The 20,850-nt window shown below is 46.5% G+C and carries 17 protein-coding genes, 4 tRNA genes and 1 riboswitch; of the genes, 15 read left to right on the top strand and 6 right to left on the bottom strand.

Translation table 11 applies throughout. The features are described 5' to 3' along the window. Positions 1–65 precede the first annotated feature (65 nt). The 4 genes from K6V26_RS07000 to K6V26_RS07015 all read left to right on the top strand — a co-directional run bounded on the left by K6V26_RS07000 (position 66) and on the right by K6V26_RS07015 (position 1,323). A complete protein-coding gene (locus K6V26_RS07000) occupies positions 66–893 on the top strand; it encodes a purine nucleoside phosphorylase I, inosine and guanosine-specific (protein WP_048316326.1) in 828 nt (275 codons plus the stop codon). A gap of 135 nt (positions 894–1,028) precedes the next feature. Beyond that, a tRNA-Gly gene (locus K6V26_RS07005) sits at positions 1,029–1,101 on the top strand. Positions 1,102–1,151: 50 nt separating this feature from the next. Further along, positions 1,152–1,236 (top strand) — tRNA-Leu (locus tag K6V26_RS07010). A 3-nt stretch (positions 1,237–1,239) separates the two neighbouring features. Continuing rightward, positions 1,240–1,323: transfer RNA gene (locus K6V26_RS07015), tRNA-Leu, on the top strand. Between the two features lie 393 nt (positions 1,324–1,716). Here K6V26_RS07015 and K6V26_RS07020 read toward each other — a convergent pair. Then, the gene (locus K6V26_RS07020; protein WP_048316328.1) at positions 1,717–2,235 is read right to left on the bottom strand and encodes a TlpA family protein disulfide reductase; all 519 of its coding nucleotides are present in this window, start codon (positions 2,233–2,235) and stop codon (positions 1,717–1,719) included. 682 nt (positions 2,236–2,917) lie between these two features. Between K6V26_RS07020 and K6V26_RS07025 the strand changes: the two genes are divergently transcribed. The 4 genes from K6V26_RS07025 (at position 2,918) to K6V26_RS07040 (ending at position 5,341) form a co-directional block, all read left to right on the top strand. After that, on the top strand, positions 2,918–3,478 hold the full coding sequence (locus K6V26_RS07025) for a helix-turn-helix domain-containing protein (RefSeq protein WP_224264941.1): 561 nt from the start codon (positions 2,918–2,920) through the stop codon (positions 3,476–3,478). Between the two features lie 35 nt (positions 3,479–3,513). Further along, a complete protein-coding gene (locus tag K6V26_RS07030; RefSeq protein ID WP_224264942.1) occupies positions 3,514–3,882 on the top strand; it encodes a hypothetical protein in 369 nt (122 codons plus the stop codon). 207 nt (positions 3,883–4,089) lie between these two features. Further along, entirely contained in the window at positions 4,090–5,055 is a 966-nt protein-coding gene (locus tag K6V26_RS07035) for a helix-turn-helix domain-containing protein (protein WP_010803497.1), read from the top strand. A 201-nt stretch (positions 5,056–5,256) separates the two neighbouring features. Next, positions 5,257–5,341 (top strand) — tRNA-Ser (locus K6V26_RS07040). A gap of 18 nt (positions 5,342–5,359) precedes the next feature. On the opposite strand, the gene K6V26_RS07045 is transcribed toward K6V26_RS07040, so the two are convergent. Continuing rightward, positions 5,360–6,703 carry an MATE family efflux transporter gene (locus K6V26_RS07045; protein ID WP_048317337.1) on the bottom strand — a complete coding sequence of 448 codons (1,344 nt, stop codon included), beginning with the start codon at positions 6,701–6,703 and terminating at the stop codon, positions 5,360–5,362. Between the two features lie 167 nt (positions 6,704–6,870). On the opposite strand from K6V26_RS07045, the gene K6V26_RS07050 reads away from it, so the two are divergent. After that, positions 6,871–8,610, top strand: coding sequence for a thiamine pyrophosphate-dependent enzyme (locus K6V26_RS07050; protein WP_048317335.1), 1,740 nt, complete (start codon positions 6,871–6,873; stop codon positions 8,608–8,610). Positions 8,611–8,659: 49 nt separating this feature from the next. Further along, on the top strand, positions 8,660–9,469 hold the full coding sequence (locus tag K6V26_RS07055; protein WP_007653521.1) for an alpha/beta hydrolase: 810 nt from the start codon (positions 8,660–8,662) through the stop codon (positions 9,467–9,469). A 99-nt stretch (positions 9,470–9,568) separates the two neighbouring features. On the opposite strand, the gene K6V26_RS07060 is transcribed toward K6V26_RS07055, so the two are convergent. Beyond that, a complete protein-coding gene (locus K6V26_RS07060; protein WP_007653523.1) occupies positions 9,569–11,236 on the bottom strand; it encodes a formate--tetrahydrofolate ligase in 1,668 nt (555 codons plus the stop codon). A gap of 393 nt (positions 11,237–11,629) precedes the next feature. On the opposite strand from K6V26_RS07060, the gene K6V26_RS07065 reads away from it, so the two are divergent. Further along, positions 11,630–12,082 carry a hypothetical protein gene (locus K6V26_RS07065; RefSeq protein ID WP_010803462.1) on the top strand — a complete coding sequence of 151 codons (453 nt, stop codon included), beginning with the start codon at positions 11,630–11,632 and terminating at the stop codon, positions 12,080–12,082. A 35-nt stretch (positions 12,083–12,117) separates the two neighbouring features. Here K6V26_RS07065 and cobI read toward each other — a convergent pair whose 3' ends face one another. Then, positions 12,118–12,816, bottom strand: a complete 699-nt coding sequence (gene cobI / locus K6V26_RS07070; RefSeq protein WP_048317340.1) for a precorrin-2 C(20)-methyltransferase — start codon at positions 12,814–12,816, stop codon at positions 12,118–12,120. Between the two features lie 66 nt (positions 12,817–12,882). After that, positions 12,883–13,092: riboswitch (cobalamin riboswitch) on the top strand. A 48-nt stretch (positions 13,093–13,140) separates the two neighbouring features. Here cobI and K6V26_RS07075 point away from each other — a divergent pair. From K6V26_RS07075 to K6V26_RS07090, 4 genes are all read left to right on the top strand, one after another. Next, complete coding sequence (locus K6V26_RS07075) at positions 13,141–14,301, top strand: ABC transporter substrate-binding protein (protein ID WP_224264943.1); 1,161 nt, start codon at positions 13,141–13,143, stop codon at positions 14,299–14,301. A gap of 9 nt (positions 14,302–14,310) precedes the next feature. Further along, complete coding sequence (locus tag K6V26_RS07080; protein WP_007653531.1) at positions 14,311–15,348, top strand: iron ABC transporter permease; 1,038 nt, start codon at positions 14,311–14,313, stop codon at positions 15,346–15,348. A 2-nt stretch (positions 15,349–15,350) separates the two neighbouring features. Next, entirely contained in the window at positions 15,351–16,355 is a 1,005-nt protein-coding gene (locus tag K6V26_RS07085; protein WP_224265815.1) for an ABC transporter ATP-binding protein, read from the top strand. 72 nt (positions 16,356–16,427) lie between these two features. Next, a complete protein-coding gene (locus K6V26_RS07090; protein ID WP_195586220.1) occupies positions 16,428–17,105 on the top strand; it encodes a hypothetical protein in 678 nt (225 codons plus the stop codon). 37 nt (positions 17,106–17,142) lie between these two features. Here K6V26_RS07090 and cbiD read toward each other — a convergent pair whose 3' ends face one another. Both cbiD and cobM read right to left on the bottom strand, forming a co-directional pair. Then, positions 17,143–18,984, bottom strand: a complete 1,842-nt coding sequence (gene cbiD / locus K6V26_RS07095; protein ID WP_224264944.1) for a cobalt-precorrin-5B (C(1))-methyltransferase CbiD — start codon at positions 18,982–18,984, stop codon at positions 17,143–17,145. Positions 18,985–19,002: 18 nt separating this feature from the next. Then, complete coding sequence (gene cobM / locus K6V26_RS07100; protein WP_048317832.1) at positions 19,003–20,847, bottom strand: precorrin-4 C(11)-methyltransferase; 1,845 nt, start codon at positions 20,845–20,847, stop codon at positions 19,003–19,005. Between the last annotated feature and the right edge of the window lie 3 nt (positions 20,848–20,850).

Here is a 20,850-nt window from a genome sequence, read left to right on the forward strand (position 1 = left end):
AAGATACGTTTCTGTCATAATGGCATTTCGGGGAGATTATTATATTGAAATAAATTTATAATGCTATGAATACAAATTATACAAACGAACAATATCAGGAGGCAGCGGCATTTATAGCTGCACGCATTACCGGAAATCCGGAAACGGCTATTATTCTCGGTAGCGGATTAGGTTCATTGGCAGACCGGATACAGGATGCCATTGTAATTCCGTATGCAGAGATTCCTCATTTTATGCATTCTACGGCTGCCGGTCATAAAGGTAATTTTATTTGCGGTAAACTGGGAGGTAAGCAAGTTCTGGCTATGCAGGGTCGTTTTCATTATTATGAAGGGTATTCCATGCAACAGGTGACATTTCCCGTTCGTGTGATGAAACTGTTGGGTATAAAGAATCTTTTGGTGTCGAATGCTGCCGGTGGAATAAATAACACTTTCAAAGTCGGTGACCTGATGATTATCCGTGATCATATAAATATGATGCCTAATCCGTTGATAGGTCCGAATAATGAATTGTTCGGTACTCGTTTCCCGGATATGACCCGTGCTTATGACCGTGAGTTTGTCCGTTTGGTGGAAGAGATTGCAGCTTCTCATAATATTCCTTTGAAAAAAGGTGTATATGTCGGTCTGACCGGTCCTTCTTTTGAAACACCCTCCGAATATGCTTTTTATGGCCGGGTAGGAGGTGATGCGATTGGAATGAGTACGGTTCCGGAAGTAATCGTAGCCCGCCATGCAGGATTAAGGGTGTTCGGTATGTCGGTTATTACGAATGAAGGTTATCATTTTGCCGACGATTTTGTGAATGACGGAGCGGATGTAATCGTGGCTGCCAACAAGGCTGCGGTAGTAATGACAACTTTATTCAGTGAACTCGTTTCCTGTATCTGATTTTTTTCGGGATGAAAGTTGCTGTGTTAAAATAAGATAGAAATTTGAACGGGTGAGTAAGGAAAAAATAGTATAAAAAAAGTATCTTCCGGTTTTGGAAAATAAAAAAATACCTCTATCTTTGCACCCGTTATCGCGGAAGTAGCTCAGTTGGTAGAGCATAACCTTGCCAAGGTTAGGGTCGCGGGTTCGAGTCCCGTCTTCCGCTCATAAATAATAAGCGCGGTAAGAGGCCGCCTTTTTTATGTAATGGAAAATGCCCAGGTGGCGGAATTGGTAGACGCGCACGTTTCAGGTGCGTGTGTCGCAAGGCGTGCAGGTTCGAGTCCTGTTCTGGGCACCATTCGCGCAGATGGTGAAATTGGTAGACACGCTACTTTGAGGGGGTAGTGCCGGTTCCGGTGTGTGAGTTCGAGTCTCATTCTGCGCACATTTCGTAAAGAATAGAAATAATAATTGTCCATGTAATTAGTTAAGAGCATATTGCTTGAAGCTTTATATGGACAATTTTTATTTAGTATAAACCACATTTACTGCATAATACGTCTTCTGTAGATGAATCCGTAATGATTTATATAAGAACTGTCATTTTTTAGAGATATAAAGTCAAATTTGTAAAAATAAGGCTGATTCGGATTCGATATATTTGCATATCATGAAATATGGATAACAACCTTTTAAATTTGATTGGAGATGAAAAAAGACCGGGCGACAGATATACCTTCGCTACATTTACCCATTATACCAAAGATTCTCCTTTATTGGAATCCGGTTTGTTAGGTCCTGTACGGATTGTTATGAAAGAATGATGGTGTGCCTTGCTTTATTTCAAACCCTTGATCTTTTGAATTAGTTCTTTTGCTGAAATATCCAAAGACTCAACAGCCATCCAGACGACTTCGTTATCCGGATTGATAATATATATCCGGGGAATCGTATTGTTGGCGAAGAGGGAGAAAACCTCACCGCGGGTATCCAGGTAGAATGGCATTGTGAATTGATTCTCTTTCCAGTAATTGGAAACAACTTCGGCTGTTTCTTTCCGGGAAATCGTTACCAGCAGGAATCTGGGGTCGTCTTTCAGTTCTTTCCAGACCTCTTCTATAACCGGCAGAACCTGTTTGCAATCCGGACAGTAAGTTCCGAAGAATACCAGTAAGGATTGTTTTCCGATGAACTGTTTGGAGCTGAATGTGTTTCCGGCTGTATCTTCGACTGCAAATGTAGGGATCTGGCTGTTGACATTGATATAATTAATAGTTTCGTTCTCGTCATCCTTTATACAGGAAAAGAGAAGGAGAGTCATAGTGACTATAAATGAAAGAATTTTTGTGATATGCATATATTTAATTGTTTTAGTTTACGAAGATAATGAATGTATTTGAATCCCTGAAAGAAAAGGAGCTGCCGTTTTGTAGATTTCACAACCTGTCGTCAGAACGGACAACCCCTTTTAGCAGCATCCCCTTTTACCGCTGCAATTTTCATTTTATTACCGAGAATGTTTTGGTTATTTGTAACTGATTCGGATTCACATTCCTATGTACATTATATGAGGATGCTGTAATCCTGTCTGAGTTCACATCTTGGGACGGTTTAAAGTACAAGTTTTGCCATATTTACAAAAGTAAATGTATGTTTTTTAATTTACTTGTATTTGCCTGATAACAAGTATTATGTTGTAAGCCTGATGTAAAATGGAGAACTGGGTATTTCTCTTTATTTATAAAAGGTGTTATTGGCGTACGACGGAAAGGAACCGACTGTTTTTGTCTTGCCAGATCGCTTATTTCTCTTTTTTTGCCGGTTTATGCTTTTCTGAATGGCAATTGCCGTAAATCGGTACTTGTTTATTTTATTATTTGATTATGTGCGGATTGGATGGATATGTAATGCCTGAAAACATCATAAAAAATACCGGCTTTATTTCATATCGTCTGGTTTTAGGGAGAATAGATCTTTATATTTGTAATAATAAGCATGAAAGCAGGTAATAACCAGGCTGGCATGGAAAGGATAAAACTATGAAAAGAGATTTATTGTATGATAATATACTGGATGCTATCAGGGGAAAAATACCCAACCGGGGAATACTGACGAATACGCTTGCGGATCTGTTAAATCTGGAGAAAGAAGCAGTATATCGACGGCTGCGCGGTGAAGTGGCATTTTCTTTCTCTGAGATAGCTGTCATTGCGAGTACGCTTGGAATCTCTCTTGATAACCAGGTGGGAGCCCGGTATGTTCATAGCAGGCCTTTCCAGTTGAGGCTGATTGAATATGTTGACTCCGGTGAGATCGATTATGAGATGCTGGAACATTATATTTATATCCATAACCAGGGAAAAGAGGATAAAAATCGAAAGTCATGGATTGCTCCGGCGTTTTGCCCCAGTCTCTTTATCTGGCATATAAAAATATATCGCGCTTTTTCCTTTTTTAATGGATCTATCAGAATAAGGACCTTGACAGGAAACTTTGTTTTAAAGACGTTTATCCGACTCAAAGTCTGGAAAAGATACAGGAGAGGAGCGTTGCGGCCGCAAAACTTATCAGCCAGACGTTTTATATATGGGATCCGTTGATCTTTTGTTATCTGGCCAATGATATCAATTATTTTATGAGTGTCAATTTGCTGGGAAAAGAGGATTTGCAGTTGCTGAAAAAAGAGCTGTTGCAATTTTTGGATGATATGGAACTGTTGGCAATAAAAGGAAAGTTTGATGATACCGGAAACAGTGTCTATTTTTATATATCGAGTACGAATTTCGATACCAGCTACCGGTGTGTGGAGGTGAAACATTTACGTGTCAGCCTGATAAGAGCCTTCACTCTGAATGCTGTCGTTTCTTTGGACCGTCAGACGTATGAACGGATATCGGGATGGCTCCAGGCTGTGATCCGATCGTCGACAATGATCTCCGTGAGTGGTGCCAGGCAGCGTATCCGCTTTTTTGAGAAACAACGTTCCATTATTAAAGCCTTATAGGTTTTGTGAAAAAGGATATTATAGATTATTAACTGAGAATACGACTTTTATCAGCAACCAAGATTCAATGTTTGTTTGTTTTGTTAGCCTTTTTTGGGTTTTAAAAGATGCTTTACCGGATTGTCCGACAGTTAATTTATGGGTTCCTTATTTATCTTTGCATGAAAACTATAGATCCACTAATATCAAGACTTATAATTCTGTAACATGAAAAAAGAACTTTTGTATGATAATTTGCTAAATGCCATCAAAGAGGAATTTCCTCAAAAAACGAATTTAGTAAATGCGCTTGTTGATTTGTTATGTATTGAGAAGGAAGCTGTTTACCGGCGTTTACGGGGAGAGGTCGCTTTTACATTTGCAGAGATCGTCACTATCGCGAATGCATTTGGAATATCATTGGATAACCTGGTCGGTACAGTTACTGCAAAAAGCAGGCCGTTCCAATTGAAATTGGTGGATTTTGTGAATCCGATGGAGACTGATTATGATATGCTGGATCAGTATATCGATATATTAGGTCTGGCACGCGAAGACGATAGGTCCGAACTGATCGATTGTACGAATATCTTGCCTCAGCAGCTTTATATGAAATATAAATATATTTCACGTTTTTATCTTTTCAAGTGGTTGTACCAATGCGGAACTCCAGGAAAAACAAAGCGTTTTGAAGAGATAGAGGTCACCGACCGCTTTCTGGGAATACAGTTGGCCGGGGTAGAAGAAGCACGGCATATCCATCATTCATATTACATACTCGATCCGTTGATATTTCATTATCTGGTAAATGATATTAATTATTTTATGAGTATTCATCTGATCGGGAAAGAGGATGTAAAATATCTGAAGAATGAACTGATGGATTTGTTGGATGAAATGGAGAAACTTGCAACACGCGGCTATTTTGAAGAGACCGGTAATAAAGTCTTTATCTATATATCGAGTGTGAATTTTGATACGAGTTATTGGTGCGTTCAGATAAAAAACTACCATATCAGCCTGATAAAAACATTCATCCTCAGTTCGGTCGCCTCCCTGGATGAGGGGACTTACGAGAAGTTGCGGAAATGGTTAAGAGCCCTGATCCGTTCTTCTATCATGATTTCAGTCAGTGGTGAGAGGCAGAGGATCGCATTTTTTAAAGCACAGCGTGAACTGATTCAAAATTTGTGATCTTTTCTATCTATAAAGAGTATCAGAAACTTACCTGTAAAAAAGGTGGTTTTATGTTGGATATCGTAAAAAAAGATATAAAAATAAGCATCCAAAATTTGGAGCGTATAAATCTTTTACCTACTTTTGCACCCGTAAACAAGAAACGTCAACTGCTTTGAAAAGCAACCTCTAAAGAGGTGTTGATAATTTTGATTTATTGGAGAGATGGCAGAGTGGTCGATTGCGGCGGTCTTGAAAACCGTTGAACTGAAAGGTTCCTGGGGTTCGAATCCCGCTCTCTCCGCAGTCCGTACTGCGAGTTTTATCTTTTTACCTTTTTTATTTTCTTATATACATAGATGAAGGCTGGAATCAGAAATAAATCCGCAGCCATCCAGGCAGTCGCATCGCCGAAGCAAACAGCCATAAATCCAAAAGCAGGTACCGCATAAATACTGACCAGCGTACGGGCAATCATCTCGGATACGCCAGACAGCATGGCCAGATTCGTAAATCCGGCTCCTTGGATTGTATAACGCAGGATACACAGAATCCCCAGAATCGGAAAGAATGAGCAGGAGATATGCAGGAACTGAACGGCATCATTTATGATTTCCGTCTCGGAAGGATCGACAAAGATCAGCGTCAGTTCGCGTGATGCCAGCATCAGTATAAGGAAAGAAAATGCAGCATAAACAATCATCATCAATCCGCTTGCCTTAATACCCTGCCAGATACGTTCCGGCTTTCCGGCTCCGTAATTCTGTCCGGTATAAGTGGCCATGGCAATCCCCAGGCTTTCGAACGGGCAGATAAAGAACGATTTGATGCGCACAGCCGAAGCAAACGCAGCAATGCAGGCTGATCCCAGTGCGTTATTAGCACTCTGCAACATAATGCTGCCGATTGCCGTGATGGAAAACTGAAGTCCCATCGGCACACCAATCCACATCAGATTCCCTGCCAGGTTGGACCGAAACTTCCGTTCTTCCCGCGTGCTCCTTAATATTTCAAAGCGGCGATACATATAAATGTAGCAGAGAACGGCCGATATACCTTGTGAAAGAAGCGTTGCAATGGCTGCCCCGGCAACTCCCCATTTAAATACCAGGATGCAAACCAAGTCGAGAATCACATTGAGTATCGTTGAAAAAAGCAGGAACCAGAATGGAGTCTTGCTATCGCCCAGTGCACGGATGACGCTGGAAAGCAGATTATAGAAAAATGTACACGGAACGCCGATAAAAGTAACCAGCAAATAGAAATAAGCATCCCTGAATATATTCTCCGGCGTCTGCATGATCCTTAAAATATCCCGGCAATAGAGACTTGTAACGACCGCAATAATAACCGACATGACAGCCGCCAGTTGCAGGCTGATAGAAACATACCGCCTCATCGTGCTGTAATCCCTGGCTCCGAACTTCTGCGCTACCGGTATGCCGAATCCCGCACAACACCCGTTGCAAAACCCGATGATAAGAAAAATGACGGAAGTACTGGCACCGACAGCCGAGAAAGCATCGATCCCTAAAAACTTGCCAACAATAGCCGCATCGATCAAAGAGTAGGTCTGTTGGAGTAAATTGGCTAAAAGTACCGGCATCGCAAAGTTGAAGATCAACGGTAATGCAGCGCCGGAGGTCATTTCTTTTGAAGTTCCCATAACTATTTCCCTAAACAATCGCCGCAAAGGTAACGATTTTATATCAAAAAGGACTGGGATACACTTATAAAATCTGTCGATGTTTATTATGCCCTGTTTTCAAAACATTTTGCATTCTACCATAGTTCTTTTATAAACAAAACATAAAAGAAAAAGTACATATAATTATGGCAAAGAATGTAGCGGAACAATTAGTCGACACGCTTGAAAAGGCAGGCGTAAAACGTATCTATGCTGTCACGGGAGACAGCTTGAATGAGGTAAACGAAGCAGTGCGTAAAAGCGGAAAGATCAAATGGATCCACGTCCGCCACGAAGAAACAGGCGCTTTTGCCGCCGCCGCCGAAGCGCAATTGAACGGCGAACTGGCCTGCTGTGCGGGAAGCAGCGGCCCTGGGCATGTCCACCTGATCAACGGGTTATATGACGCCCAACGTTCGGGAGCTCCGGTGCTGGCCATCGCATCCACATTGCCGACCCACGAGTTCGGAACGGAATATTTTCAAGAAACCAATACAATCAAATTATTTGAAGATTGCAGTTATTACAACCAGGTCGCAACAACGCCCGAACAGTTCCCCCGCATGTTGCAGGGAGCTATACAGGCCGCCCTTTCTTTTCGCGGAGTAGGAGTGATCGGTCTGCCCGGCGACCTGACTTCGAAGACTGCAACGTCGGGCGAATCATCCCAGCAGCCTTTCCCTACCAAACAGCGCGTCTGCCCCTCGGCAGAAGAGATCGACGCATTGGCCGACCTGCTGAACAAAGCGGAAAAAGTAACCATTTTCTGTGGAATAGGAGCGAAAGACGCCCATAAGGAACTGGTCGAATTATCCCTACGTCTGAATGCCCCGGTGGCATATTCTTTCAAAAGTAAAATGGAAATCCAGTACGATAACCCGAACGAAGTGGGTATGACCGGCCTGCTGGGAATGCCCTCCGGCTATTACAGCATGCACGAAGCGGAAGTCTTATTGTTGTTGGGTACGGATTTCCCTTACGAAGCCTTTATGCCGCAAAACAATACAATCGTGCAGGTCGATATCAAAGCAAACCGTCTGGGGCGTCGTGCCAAAATAAAGATGGGACTCTGCGGCGATGTGAAAGATACCTTACAGGAACTACTCCCTTTGGTCCGTCAGAAAACGAATGACAGCTTCCTGCGTGAACAACTGGCCCATTACGACAAGGTGAAGCGAAACCTGCGCTCGGCCGCTGAAGTAAAAGGCAAAGATGAAAAGATCCATCCGGAATATGTCATTTCCCTGATCGACGAACTGGCCTCAAAAGATGCCGTCTTTACGGTCGATACGGGCATGACCTGCGTATGGGGCGCCCGTTACCTGCAAGCAACCGGAAAACGGAAGATGCTGGGATCGTTCAACCACGGTTCGATGGCGAATGCCATGCCGCAGGCCATAGGGGCGGCACTGGCTTATCCCGGCCGTCAGGCGGTTGCCCTCTGTGGCGATGGCGGCCTTTCGATGATGCTGGGCGACCTGGCGACGATCGTGCAATATAAACTGCCGGTCAAGCTGATCGTCTTCAACAACCGTTCACTGGGAATGGTCAAACTGGAAATGGAAGTCGCCGGACTGCCGGACTGGCAGACAACGATGCTCAATCCCGACTTTGCCCGCGTTGCCCTCTCGATGGGAATGGCGGGATACAATGTCAGCAATCCGGATGATGTGCTGCCGACGCTGACAAAAGCCTTTGCCTCCGACGGTCCCGTCCTGGTCAATATCATGACCGATCCGAATGCCCTGGCGATGCCTCCGAAGATCGAGTTCACCCAGATGCTCGGATTTGCGCAGACCATGTATAAACTGCTGATGGAAGGCCGCTCAAAAGAAGTAATGGATACGATCGATACAAATCTGAAGCACTGGAAAGAAGTCTTCTAACCAAAAAATAAATATCTTTGCTTTCAACTAATAAATTCTATACAAGATTATGAAAGCAAAGATATTTTTTTTGTCTCTAGTCGCTTTTTTCGCCTTGTCTGTTCAGGCGGCAGTTGTTGATACGATCAATGTACGCAGTGATGCGATGAATAAAGAGATTCAGACCGTTATCGTCCTGCCGGGAAGCGGAAAGATAACGGCTCCTGTCATTTATTTACTGCACGGGCATGGAGGAAATGCCAAAACCTGGATCGGTCTGAAACCAAACTTACCCGAGATCGCTGACCGGTATGGAATCATATTTGTGTGTCCGGATGGCAAGAACAGTTGGTATTGGGACAGTCCGGTCAATCCTTCTTACCGCTATGAGACTTTTGTCGCTAAGGAGCTGGTCAACTATATCGACGCCAACTATCCGACAATAAAAGACCGCACGGCACGCGCCATCACCGGTCTGAGCATGGGAGGCCACGGTGCCATGTGGCTCTCGTTCCGTCATAAGGATATTTTCGGTGCAGCCGGAAGCACAAGCGGCGGTGTCGATATCCGTCCTTTTCCCAATAACTGGAATATGAGTGAATGGCTGGGCAAAGAAAGTGAAAATCAAGAAGTATGGGAGAAACATACGGTCATCAACCTGGTCGAGCATCTAAAGAACGACGAATTAGCTTTGATCTTTGATTGTGGTTACAGTGATTTCTTCTTTGAAGTAAATAACAATTTCCATGAAAAGCTGCTGAAATACAAGATCGACCACGACTTCATTGTCCGCCCGGGTGCGCATAATGGCGACTATTGGCGCAATTCCATTGACTATCAGATAGTATTCTTTAATAAATTTTTCAACAGGAATAAATGATCGACGCGTTGAATCATAATTGATCAGATATGAATATTTGTTTATAATGATGGAATTAGTAACTCCTGTCACTATAAACAAATAGCTCTTAATTTTTAATTAACTCAACCCTTCGATCAGCCCGTTCACGATGTCGATCCGTTTTGCCTGCGGGTCTTTCGGGAGTCCCGGCATACGCATGATCTCACCCATGATGACAACGATCATTTCGGCGCCGTTGTTGATGATGATATCGCGCACTTTCAGTTCGAAGTCTTTGGCAACGCCGTAAGCCTTCGGGTCGGAAGAGAATGAATATTGTGTCTTGGCAATACAGATCGGGTAGTGGGAGATGCCCAGGCTTTCGATCTGTTTGATCTTTTTGTCCGCTAATGTCGTATAAGTGACTGAGGCGGCACCGTAGATTTCTTCGGATACCTTTTTGATCTTGTCGCGTACATTGTCTGTATCTTCGTAGATCAGCTTCAACTCGCCCGACGGCTTGTTTTCGATCGTATCTACTACCAGCTTGGCCAGTTCCACGCCACCTTCACCGCCTTCGGCAAATACGCTGTTCATGGCGAAGCCTACACCCAGCTCTTTGCAATGTTCGGCAACCAGGGCGATTTCTTCGTCCGTATCGGTAGCATACCGGTTGAAGGTAACGATCACTTCCTGACCGAAACGTTTCATATTGGCCACATGCTTGTCGAGGTTGGCAAAGCCGTTGCGCAGACCTTCGATGTTCTGTTCCTTGATCTGTGATTCGGGAACGCCGCCATGCAGCTTCAAGCTCTGTGCGGTAGCAACGATAACCGTCAGTTTCGGTTTCAGGCCGGCTTTGCGGCATTTGATGTCGAAGAACTTTTCAGCACCCAGGTCGGCACCGAAACCAGCCTCCGTGATCACATAATCGCCGTAGGTAAGCGCCATCTTTGTCGCAATGATCGAGTTACAGCCGTGGGCGATGTTGGCGAACGGGCCGCCATGCACAAAAGCAGGGGTATTTTCTGTTGTCTGCACCAGGTTAGGCAGAAGGGCGTCTTTCAGTAGTACGGTGATCGCTCCGGCAACACCCAGGTCGTTGACTGTGAACGGCTGATCGTCGTTTGTATATCCCAGCAGGATATTACCGATGCGGCGTTTCAAGTCTTCCAGATCGGTTGCCAGACAAAGGATAGCCATCATTTCGGAAGCCGGCGTGATGTCGAATCCTGTTTCTGTCGGAACACCGTTTGCCGAGCCTCCCAGGCCGGATACGATATTGCGCAGGCTACGGTCGTTTACGTCGAGCACACGTTTCCATTTGATCTCTTTCAGCCCTTCGCAAGTATTGCGTGTCTGATAGATATAATTATCCAGCAACGCCGTGATCATGTTGTGGGCAGATGTAACCGCGTGGAAATCACCGGTGAAATGCAAGTTGATGTTTTCCATCGGCAGTACCTGTGCGTATCCGCCTCCGGCTGCTCCGCCCTTCATACCGAAACACGGACCCAGCGAGGGTTCACGCAGGGCGGCGACTGCTTTTTTACCTATCTTGTTCAGGCCCAGGGCCAGACCGATAGATACGGTTGTTTTACCGATACCTGCTTTGGTAGGCGTGATGGCCGTTACCAGGATCAGGTTATGTTCTTTGATTTTCTCTTCATCGATCAGGTGAAGGGGCACTTTGGCGATATACCGACCATAGTTTTGTACTTCTTCGCGCGGAATACCCAAACCCGTGGCAACTTCCTTTATTTTGCGAAGGGAGACTTCTCTTGCAATTTCTATATCCGATTTCATGTGCTTATGTAAGTTTAAAGAGGCAACAAAAGTATATTATTTTTAATTAAATAACAAAATGATAGAATGAAAGGTTGTAATACCTGATAACTGTGTAAAATTAGTGTTATATTGATAAAAGTTACCAAAAGGAGGCCGGCAATGATTCTTTGTTAAGTGAAGTGCGCGTTTTTCAACATATTTGTAATCTTCAGTTGACAAAAACAGTGCATTTCGACAGTTCTTGTATTAAAGAACTTTAAAATATAGATAAAGGGTTGTGGTGTATGATAATTTGCCTAATTTTGCGATATCACAATAACAAAATGAAACTAACAGCAAGTTTATAGTGATAAAAAGAAAGTAAATAACAATTTTAAAAACTTCGGTTTATGTAATTAAGGAGATTTGATTATGGCAACAATGAGATTTAGTTTGACAGGCGTCGTTTCAAGAGAAACAGAGACAGGATCATGGGTTAAAACAATTGCAGATTGTTTGGGTATTCGAATGTTTTCGAAGATGGGTTCTTCGGAGAGTATGAATAATGTCGGTTGGGATACCACCAAGCAGAAGGAAATCCAGGATCTTCATCATTATGCCATCAGCAACTTGATCCCCAGGGCCGGAGTCTATCAGATGAAGTTACTTGAATCGTTGGCACAATCTGCTTCTATCTATTCACCGGAAGAGACTGAAACTCTTTATAATGAAACGAATAAAAAGATTGAAGAGATCAGCAGTCACATTTCAGGAGTATTAGTGAGTGCACGTGAGTTGTGCAAGTCGGGGCATCAGAACTGGGAATCTGTCCAGTCGCTCCGCTACCATATGAACCGTCTGAACGGTATCATAGAATCCGTATAGTTTTTGCGATACAATAATTGGGATAGTAATTTTTTTTATTGTATGATCATCAGTGAGAAATAGGGGAAAGATTTCTCTGCGATGATTTGCCGGTCGGAGGTGTAGTATTCTTTATCCGTCCCTACATTTTCAAAATAATGGAATTGTGTCTGCGGATGCTTGCGAATACATGCATGTACGGCTTCCACACATTGCGACAGTTTCATAATGACGATCACGTATCCGACATTTATCTTTTCTGACAATTCTTCTGCGGAAGGAGTGCCGGGGATAACAATGATCTGTTCTTCCTGTTTGACAATGTGCAAGCCGGCCAATGCTCCGGCAGCGATGAAGGCGGGGATTCCGGCAATACGCTGAACGTCGATTCCCGTCTCTATAAACTTGTCATATATATACTGGATGGAAGAATAGAAGCCGGCATCGCCTTCGGCTACGATAACGATCTGTCTGCCTTCCGCATAGTTTGCGGCGGCTTCGTTGTAGAGGGCGTCGTAGGCTTTCCAGGCTTCCGTGCGGTCTTTGCTCATGGGAAGCATAAAGCAGCGGATGGCAGTTTCGTTTATTTCCAGTGCACGTACGATATCGGCGGCACGTGAGAGGATTTCACCTTGCCTGTTACGGGTGGCGGGACAGTAGATAATATCTGCTTTCTGAAGTTGTCGGAGACCTTTCACTGTGATAAGTTCCGGTTCGCCGGGACCTAATGATACGAAACTGATCGGGTAAGTCATTTTATTCTTGTTTTTATTTGGGGTGCAAATGTGCTGAAAATAGTGCAAAGTTGCAAACTTCTTATTACTTTTGCGATCGAAATCGGTTCTGTAAAACTCCTGTTCATGGAGACAGATTAAAAGGGAACCGGGTGGAAATCCCGGACAGTCCACGCTGCTGTAAAACTTCAGTAACATCCCGATAACACCTTTTGCCACTGGCGGAGAGACAGCCTCGCCGGGAAGGCTTTCGGGATGGAAGTAAGTCAGAAGACCTGCCATTTTTCACATAGCGATTGTCCTCGTGGGTTCGGACGGTTTGTGTCGGATAAAAAGAATATGAATATGAACAAGTATTTAGCAGGTTGTTGCCTGGTTGCACTATTGGCTACGTCGTGTGCATCGAAAGGAAATCAACAGGAGAAAAAGAATGTTTCTTCACAACAAACGACTATGACGGATAGCCGGGTTCAGGTGACACCAAAGCATGCCGAAGGTTTTCAACTGACCTATAAAGATGATTATACGCTGGTGGATATACATGATCCGCAGAATGAAGAAAGTACGCATTTCCTGTATGCTTTGGTTCCCCGGGGGACGAAGCCGGAAGGGATTCATGCGGATTATACGGTTATCGAAACACCTGTACGTAGTGCTATCTGTATGACTTCCCTGCAATTATCCAATTTCATTAAGTTGGGAGCGGAGGATAAGGTTGTCGGCATTACGAGTACGCGCCATCTGTTTAATAAAACTATCAATAATCAGCTGAAGGAAGGAAAGACGGCAAAGATCGGGATCGAAGGCAACTTCGATAATGAGGTGATCATGAGTATCAATCCCGACCTGATCCTGATCTCACCTTTTAAGCGTGGTGGCTATGAAACAATGAAAGATATCGGTATCCCTCTGATTCCTCATCTGGGATATAAAGAAATGACACCGCTGGGGCAGGCTGAATGGATCAAGTTCGTCGGTTTGTTACTCGGGATAGAGCAGGAAGCCAATGAAAAATTCTTGGCTATAGAGAACCGCTACAACGAGCTGAAAGAGCTGACAGCCGAAGGTAAAGTGCAGAAACGTCCTGTCGTGTTCAGTGGCGAAATACATGGTGGTAACTGGTATGCAGTAGGAGGAAAGAGCTTCCTTGCACAACTTTTCAAAGATGCCGGCGCTGATTACTTTTTGAAAGACGACGATCGCTCCGGCGGTGTGACGCTCGACTTCGAGACCGTCTATAACCAGGCCGACGAAGCCGACTACTGGCGTATCGTAAACAGCTATCCGGGAATATATACTTATAAATCACTGAAAGATCAGGATCCCCGTTATGCAGACTTCCGTGCCTTCAAGGAAAAAGGAGTGATCTATTGCAACATGAGGGAAAAACCTTTTTACGAAAGCATGCCGACCGAGCCGGAAGTGGTGCTGGGCGATTTATTGCATATCTTCCATCCGAATCTACTGCCGGATCATACGCCTGTCTATTATGATTTACTTAAATAAATGGGTACGATGAAGTATTCTAACACTTTCCTGATGTTTGTGATCTTTGTCTCGATCGTCGTGTTGTTGTTTCTGAATCTGGTGTTGGGCTCTGTTTCGATACCCTTCCATTCGGTTTGGAATATCATCTGCGGCAATGGCGACGAACCGGTCACCTGGCAGAATATTATCTGGAAATCACGCTTTCCGCAAGCCTTAACGGCATTAGTCGCCGGAGCCGGATTAGCGATCAGCGGGCTTCAGATGCAAACCGTATTCCGCAATCCGTTGGCCGGCCCCTCTGTATTGGGTATCAGTTCCGGTGCAAGTATGGGAGTTGCCTTCGTTGTTTTACTGAGCGGAAGTCTGGGAGGCGTGGCGTTGAGTAAGCTGGGCTTTATGGGGGAGATTGCCTTATCCATTGCGGCCATAGTCGGTTCCTTGTCTGTCATGGCACTGATCGTTTATGTTTCGCAGAAGGTAAAAGGGAATGTGACGCTATTGATTATCGGTGTGATGATCGGCTATGTGGCGAATGCGGTAATCGGAGTCCTGAAGTTTTTTAGTGTGGAAGAAGATATCCGTGCTTATGTGATCTGGGGGCTGGGAAGTTTCTCGCGTGTCTCCGGTAATCAGATGATGCTTTTCGTAGCGATTATGGCTATCCTGATCCCTCTTTCGTTCCTATTGATAAAGACATTGAATCTGATGCTTCTCGGCGATGGGTATGCTCGTAATCTGGGACTGAATATCAAACGGGCACGCCTGCTCGTTATCACCTCTGCCGGTGTATTGACAGCCATCGTGACCGCTTACTGTGGTCCGATCGTCTTCCTGGGACTGGCTGTTCCTCATCTTTGCCGTGCCATTTTCCAGACATCCGACCATCGCATACTGATGCCCGGTGTACTGTTTGTCGGTGCAGCCCTGGCATTGGCCTGTAACCTGATTGCACGTATGCCGGGATTCGAGGGAGCTTTGCCGGTCAACTCGGTAACCGCATTGGTCGGTGCTCCGGTCGTCGCTTCCGTATTATTCCGCCGGCGTAAAAACGAACTAAACGAATGAGCATGAAAGAGGCAACTATTCAGATAAACGATCTCTCTATCGGTTATTATTCTAAAAGTGATACTAAGCTGGTAGCAAGCCATATAACGACAACGATCTATAGTGGCGAATTAACCTGCCTGCTGGGTGCCAACGGTGTCGGAAAGTCTACTTTATTACGTACATTATCCGCTTTCCAGCCTCGCCTGTCGGGTGAAATAGCACTACTGTCCCGCGATATACAGGACTATAGTGATAAGGAGCTTAGCACTATAGTGGGAGTGGTGCTGACAGATAAGTGTGACATCCGCAATATGTCTGTCCGCGAACTGATCGGCATGGGACGTAGTCCGTACACCGGTTTTTGGGGCCGCCTGGGTAAAGAAGACAAGCAGATCGTAGAAGAGGCGATCGCCATGGTCCGGATCGAGAACCTCGCCTCGCGCATGGTACACACCCTTTCCGACGGTGAGCGGCAAAAGGTCATGATCGCCAAAGCGCTGGCACAGGAAACGCCTGTAATCTTCCTGGATGAGCCGACCGCCTTTCTCGATTTCCCCAGCAAGGTGGAGATCATGCAGCTTTTGCATCATCTTACCCGTACGACCAATAAAACGATCTTCCTCTCTACTCACGACCTTGAACTGGCTCTTCAGATCGCCGATAAGATATGGTTGATGGACAAGGTGAAAGGGATCAGTACCGGTACGCCCGAGGACCTCGCTTTAAGCGGTTACCTGAGCGGTTTCTTTGCCCGCAAAGGGATTGTCTTCGATATGGAAACCGGCCTGTTCCGCATCGACAACCGTTATGACAGGGAAATCCATCTTACCGGCAGTGGCCAGAAATATGCGATGGTGCGTAAGGCGCTTCTGCGGAACGGGATTCATGCCGGCTGCGAAATAGAATCGGAAAGCCGGATTGATGCGGGAGAGACGGTGGAATCTCCGATCACCCTTTATCTTTCGGGTAATCCGCCGCGGCAGGTCGCTTCTGTTGAAGAACTGCTGATGTGTCTTGAGAGCTGATAGAGAATGTTAACGGGATAAACTTTTTTCATTTCGTTTGTTATATAAAGGTAATTCAAAATATTAAACGTCATGAAAAAGTATTTCTTGTTTGCCTCCCTTTTATTCGCATGGACACTCACCTCCTGCGACAGTGATGATTCTTCCGATATTGAACCGGATGTCCCTTTCTATCAGAATCTCGGTGTTTCCTACGATGTGACTAATAATAAGACAAATGTCGGGGCGAATTTCAATAAGCAGGATAGTGCGGGGATTAACATCAAACTGAATGGCCCGGCTTCCATCCTGTTCAACGGCAAGGCCCCCAACTTTGCCAATGTGGGTATTTATTTCTATACGTATTCTTTTAAAGGACTGGAAGATATGACTTTCACCTTTACCCGTGCAAAAGATGAGGTCTATACCAATGTCGCTTCCATAAAAGACGTAAAACCGATCGCTATTCCCGAATCGTTTACATCGGCCAAAGTGAAAGGTACGACTACGTTGACCTGGGAAGGTGATCCGGTTGGTCCGAACGAAGTGGTGGAAGTTACTATCAGTTATGATGGCGGAGTGAACAGCATTTTTAACCGCGACGAGGGCAGCCGTTCCATCAATATCACGTTCAGTAATTCATCACTGCCCGGTAAGGCAACCCTGTCGCTGAGCCGTGCAAAAGTGAGTCCTTTGCAGGAAAGCAACGGGAGTGCCGGCGGGCAGTTGGATGTTTCCTATGTACAGAGTAAGGAGATCAGGCTCGAGTAAGCCGTGTTATTTCCTGTTCTGATCCGGTAAATCTTATTTATTCCCGAATCCGACCTTCTTCCGTAATCAATACGATCTGTAATTTATCCGCGGGAAGGAGCGGGATACAATGTGCATAGCATTTTTTTAAAAGGAGAGAAAAGAAGGATGATTGTTCTCCGGAAGGGAATAACTGCCAGAGTTCGCGGGCGAGGGTAATTGTCTCAATCTGCCGGACTGCTGCTTCGGGGCAGCCGGCTTCGCGGGCGGTTTCCTTCAGGAAGTCTTTGTTCATGACTACTTTCTTGCTGTGGGTATCCAGAAATCCCTCCGCCAGTTTGACTGCTTTTCCGATCATGATCCCCATGACAACTTGCTCGAAGGAGAGTGCCGAGGCTATTTTCAATGTCTCGCCGATAAAGTTTCCGTAGTGTACGAAAGCCTGTGGCGGTAATTCTGGGTAACGGGCTTTCAGATACCGTTCACTTTTGGCTCCTGAATTGATGACCAGTGTCCGGCAGCCGATGGCTTTGGCTACTTCGGCTTCTTTGCGGATAGAGGCGATGAAGGCGTCGGCGGAGAAAGGGCGTACGATGCCGGATGTCCCGATGATGGAGATGCCGCCAACGATGCCCAGCTTCGGGTTGAATGTCCTGGTGGCGAGTTCTTCTCCGCCGGGAACGGAGATCGTGACTGTTAGTCCGGGACTCGGCGGCAGGTTTTTAGCTGCCGGGTTGTTCTGACGGAACGCTTGTAAAACAGCAGCCAATTCATCCGTGATCATTTTGCGGGGTGTCGTGTTGATGGCGGGACCTCCGACTTCCAGCCCTAATCCGGGCAGAGTGACTGTGCCTACTCCCGGACCAGCGACGAAACGGACAAGTGCATCGTTGGAGGCTGTCGAAAAAGCCACGTTGGCAACGATCATAGAACCGTTGGTGACATCCGGGTCATCGCCGGCATCTTTGATGACCGAACAGGTTGCACTGTCACTGTCCCATTCGGTTGCGGTAACCGGCAAGGTGATTATTTCGCCCGAAGGCAGGGTGATGGATGCGGCTGTTTGTTCCTCTTTACTTAACAGGGCGGTCAGGGCCGCTTTGGCCGCTGCCGTGGCACAGGCTCCGGTCGTATAGCCGTGATGCAGGGGGAAGAACTCCGGCAGCAGGCGTTCGATCTGTTTGCGCAATCCGTCCTCTCCGTAAACAATGTAGAATGTTTCGGGCAATGCCGGCCGTTTGACAACGAATACAGGGATGGAGCGTTTGCGGGCAGCCGCCACTTTCTCGTTGAAATAGCCAGACCGGCCACTTTCCTTGGTGATAACGGCACCTGGTTGCAACCGGTCCATCAGTGCTCCGGCATCGTCTTCATCCTGATAGAAGCACAGATAGTCCGCAGGAAATCCCTGACGGGTGGCGGTTATGAGCGACTCTTCGCGTTCAAGAATGCGGAACCACGCCGAGTGCTTTTCCCACCAGGGGCGTAGCGGGGCGATGGTGTTTACCCCGGTGAGGGCAAGCAGGTGCCGGATACCGTGTTCTTCCAGTTTACGAATGGCGTCATCGTAATTATCGCACCAGACCAGATCGGGGTCGCGGGGCGGATAACGCCGTTCGTAACGGATCACCGGCAACCCGAGGGAGGAGGATACTTCTGCAACCGTGCGGTGCAGGGCCGAGGCGAAGGGATGGGCGGCATCGACCAGCAACCGGATGTTTTTCTCCCGGCAGCATGTTTCCATCGCTGCCGTATCCATGCCGCCGGTCAGGCGGATGCCATGCGCACACTCTATTTCCTGGAGCGCGCCTTTGGTCGAATAATAATAAGGCGCACTTCCTTCGTCTGCGATGCGGACGCTGGCCCGTCCCTCCGTTGTTCCTCCCAATATCAGTATCATAGCCTTTTCTGAAACAGGTTATTTACGAAACAGGTGTTTGAACTCGTCGGCATAAAGGCGCGAAAGGCCTTCGCGGTTGTCAATCGCGTCGCCTACCACCAGCAGGGTGGTCAACGTCAGATGGTTCTCTTTGACGATCTTCGCCAGGTCTTTCAACTCTCCGCGGTAGATGCGTTCGTCCTTCCAGGTCAGTTTATAGCAGGCGGCTACCGGTGTGGTAGGGGCGTAATGTTCAAGAAGTTCTTCCTGCACCTTGTCCGCTATGCCTGCACTGAGGTAGATGCACATCGTGCTTTGGCTGGCGGCCAATTTGTGCAGCTGTTCTTTTTCGGGCATCGGCGTACGGCCTTCACCACGGGTGAGAATGATGGTCTGTACCTTTTCCGGGATGGTGAACTGTGAGCGCAAAGCGGCAGCGGCAGCCTGAAAAGAGGATATCCCCGGGGTGATATGATAACTCATATGGAACTGGTCAAAGAAAGCCATCTGCTCCTGTATCGCCCCGTAGATGCAGGGGTCGCCGGTATGCAGGCGCACAACGAACTTGCCCCTGTCGTAGAACTCTTTCATCAGGATGAACTGCTCTTCCAGGTTCATATCTGCCGAACTGCGTACGGTGGCTCCCGGTTTCGCACAATAGGTCAGTTCTTTTGGGACGAGGCTGCCGGCGTACAGGATCAGGTCTGCCTTTTCGAGCATCCTCCTGCCACGTATCGAGATCAGCTCCGGATCGCCCGGACCGGCACCGACTATTTCGATATGGCCTTGCCGCTGTACGGATTTATCCATTGCCACGGCAAATGTATAATCGTTGCTTTCTCCCAGCTGCCCCTTTTGTTTCTCCAACAACAGGAATCCGCCTCCGGCACTTTGTATCGCCGCGGCTTCCGCCACGCTCGATGACTGGGTGACTTCCTTTACCTTGGCGGAAGGGTTGGGGACAGCGAGTTTGTTCAGAACGTCTGCCGGGTAGGTCTTGAACGGACAGTCCATAATACCGTAGGCCAGCAGGGCCAGGAGCGCTTCGTCCTTTTTCAGGTCGATGGAGGATATGTCGGCAATGGATTCGGGACAGAGGTTGTTGTCGATCAGAGTGGCGATGATATGCTGGTGCATCTCGACAGGATCGCCTTTGAGGTCTTTCCGGCAGCCGATACCCAGGTGCAGCACTTTCGGGAAATAGGAGACCATCTTGATATCCGCTTCGTAGATAAACGGCCCGACGGTGATCACCAACTCGAACTGGTCGAGGGGAATGTCAGAGAACTTATTGAATATACGGACATGGTCCGGACAGGTGTGTTCGAGGTATTCCGTACCCTTCTCGCGTACATTTAATATAAGGGCTGTCGGTTTTTTATTGACGAAGGCGGCAATGCAGGCATTCATCGCATTTTCATTGTCCGTCAGGTCGTCAGCTACGACAGACCAGCCGAATTTTTCTCCCAGTGTATCGAGCGCCCACAATCCGGTATTATCGCTTTGGGTGGTGACAATGGCGTTACCTCCGAGTACCTGTGCCAGTTCGACGCTTAACTCGTTTGCCCCTCCGATATGGCCGGAGAGGACCGGGATGATATATTTACCGGTACTGTCGATGCAGACAACCGCCGGGTCGGTATGCTTGTCCATTATATAAGGAGCGATGCAGCGTACGCAGATACCCATTGCCCCGATAAAGATAATCGCGTCCGATTTGAGGAACAGGTCTCCGACAATGGTGTCGATCGACTCCATTACTACCGTCTCTTCCTGCGATTCCTTACTGTAGATCACAGCATCAGGATATTGTTTCTTTATTTGCCGTGCCAGCGGCAGACTGCTGACCGATACCACGACGATTGCTACTGATCGTTTATTCATCGT

Source organism: Parabacteroides goldsteinii, from assembly GCF_020091425.1.
In the GTDB taxonomy this organism is placed as follows: Bacteria; Bacteroidota; Bacteroidia; order Bacteroidales; family Tannerellaceae; genus Parabacteroides; species Parabacteroides goldsteinii.